This is a genomic window from bacterium, from assembly GCA_012517375.1.
Classification (GTDB): Bacteria; Hydrothermota; Tepidihabitantia; order B3-TA06; family B3-TA06; genus JAAYVC01.
Map to the genome: position 1 here is coordinate 1 of JAAYVC010000092.1, position 2706 is coordinate 2706.

Genomic DNA, 2706 nt, shown 5'->3' on the forward strand with positions numbered 1-2706 from the left:
CGTAAAAACTGGATTAGATATTAATCCTCTTGACACATAAAAGAAATCTGATTATGATTCTGGCAATGCGCCTCAAGTCCCTGAGAAGCGAGCAATGAGCAGGAAGGTGCAAGGGCAAGAGGGACGCCCTGCAAAAAACTCGCTGACTGCACTTTGTGCAGCTCCTGAATGATGGAGGAAAACGTGAAGAGAATAATAACGCTAGCGGCAATAATAATGGCGGCGGCAATACCTATAGCGGCGTCGGCGCAGACCTTTTCTTATTATGGTTACGATAACCCTGAAAAGACTGAGTTTATTTCAATCATTGAAGATGCCATTAATGCTGGAACTGTAACCTTCGATACTCAGGCTCATAAAAACGAGTTCCTAGCGCTGATAAGCGACCTTTATGACGCCAGGGATGCGGAAAACTGGGGCGAATGTGCTGACTTAGCAGAACAACTTCAAACAGCTTCAAACTACATTGTTGGAAATCAAATCAAAATCCTGGTGGGCTTTCTATGTGAAACGACTGCGGATGCATATAATTCGCCAAACCATATACTACAGATAACACCAAATGATTATGATGATACCCACGATATACTCATGGGCGCACCAATTGGAAATAAAGAACCGCTAGCAAGGAAGAAGATACACGTAACGGAGACAAGTTCCGAAGAATGCACATACTGGCTGGGGAGCAAAGGCAAATTGTATCACACAGGGGTTTGCGATTACGTAATAATTACAGGAAGGAGACTAATGTAAAAAACTCAGTAGGGGGGAGGTTAACCTCCCCCCTACTGAGACGAAAAAAATGAATAGTTATGAGATATTACGTTACCATTATGTTATGGAGCATTTCAATAGTTACTATGCTGTCGGGCATAGAACCTAAGGTAGAGATATTTGCCAAGCCAGACTCTATAACTATCGAGGTAAAAGAAATACTTAATGAAATTGAGTACCTTCTTCCTGGGTTGACTAACAAGGATAGTCTTCCTATTCCTATCCAGTTTTACGATAGCCTTGATCAACCTGCACCAGGCATTCAATGCACTCTTTCTGTTGGAAGTCATAAGGTAGGCCAGACGTCAAACACAAACGGTGAGGTTCTGTTCCATGTGCTAAAAAAAGACTCCTCAAATAAAATCAAATGTGTCGCATACTCCGAAAAACCTCTCAAAGCATATTACTCGTTATACGCAGACATATCCACAAACCAGCTAATATCGATGGGTGAAAATGTAGGGTTCGAAACAGGGCAAGGATTATTACAGATTGAAAACGAAGGGATAAGGGTTTTATATTCCGTGGGCTATGAGGCGCAGGCTCAGAAAATATTGGAAGTAATGCAGCAAGAGAGGCGGATAATCCAGGAAATCACGGGGATGAGGCTTGAGCCGCTTAAGATAATGCTGATTGACAAGTACGTACTCGGGATTTGCCTTAACGGTTACGGGATACCTTTGAAGCAGGATACATCGTTGTGGAATAATTTGCTGTACACTGTTTTTCCGCATGAATGGGTAGAAGGCTCATTAGACAGATACTACAACATATACAACGATTCAAAAAACCGCTGGATCGGAGACGGACTTGCTGAATATATAGTTGAAGTAATGCGCAAAGAATTTCACTTGGATGAAAAAGGAATTAAAGCTTATCATCTTGACGATTACAAGGACAAAATCTACGATCTTCGAAGCTGGTTGGCTGTTTCTGCTGAAGACGAACTTATAGAAAAAGAAATGGAGTTGCCTAAAGGCGCAGGTTCTGAATATGTGGGATGGAGGGGATACGAGATTGCAACTTATTTCTGGACTAAAGTGGTTAATCAATCGAAAACCCCTTATATTATTCCGTTATTTCTTTCTGAGTTTCAAAGAAAGGAAGATCACAGTGCTGATATTGCAATCCAGATTCTTTCAAAACTCAGCGGTTTGGACATAAACAAAGAACTTGTGATAGACGGTGAGGAATTCACGGCATATTTGATGGAGAAAGAAGCAAAGAATTCCAGTTATGTTATAACGCCTCAAAGAATGGAAATTATTAAAGCAGATGGGCCTTTTCTAATGGGTGATAGTGCAGATAGAAACTGCTCGCCTGTTCGAAGAGTGTATCTTTCAAGCTTCTTTCTCGACCGCTTTGAGGTGACCAACGAGCAGTACTCTGAATTCCTGAACGATGTAGGCAACCAAAAGGAGGGAGGCTCCTACTGGCTGGATGAGACAAGCTACCCGGACATCCTGCTTGAGGACGGCAAGTACATCGTCCGCAAGGGCAGGGAAAAGTACCCTGTATATTACGTCAGTTGGTACGGCGCAGCTGCCTATGCCAAGTGGGCGGGCAAGCGGCTTCCGACCGAGGCTGAATGGGAGTTTGCGGCGTCGAATGGCGGCACAACCCTTTACCCCTGGGGCAACGAGTGGCATGACGATTACTGCAACTGGGGTGATACCGGCAAGCTTGACGGCTACGAGTTCACGGCTCCAGTAGGCTCCTTCGAGAAGGGCAAGAACCACTACGACTGCTACGATTTGGTCGGCAACGTTTTCGAGTGGGTTGCGGACTGGTATGAGCCGTACAATCCTGCGGATACCATTAACCCGCAGGGTCCTGCGGATGGAGGCAAGAAGCAGCTTAAGGTTCACCGAGGCGGCTGCTACAAGTACCCGAAGGAGTGGCAGGACAGATACGACCGCATAGGCGGACCGC

2 protein-coding genes are annotated in these 2706 nt (G+C 44.8%); both read left to right on the forward strand.

What is annotated here, in order from left to right:
• Positions 1 to 183: 183 nt before the first annotated feature.
• The gene (locus tag GX441_09665) at positions 184 to 753 is read left to right on the forward strand and encodes a hypothetical protein (protein ID NLI98906.1); all 570 of its coding nucleotides are present in this window, start codon (positions 184 to 186) and stop codon (positions 751 to 753) included.
• A gap of 59 nt (positions 754 to 812) precedes the next feature.
• A partial coding sequence (locus tag GX441_09670; GenBank protein NLI98907.1) for a formylglycine-generating enzyme family protein occupies positions 813 to 2706 on the forward strand: 1894 nt, incomplete at its 3' end.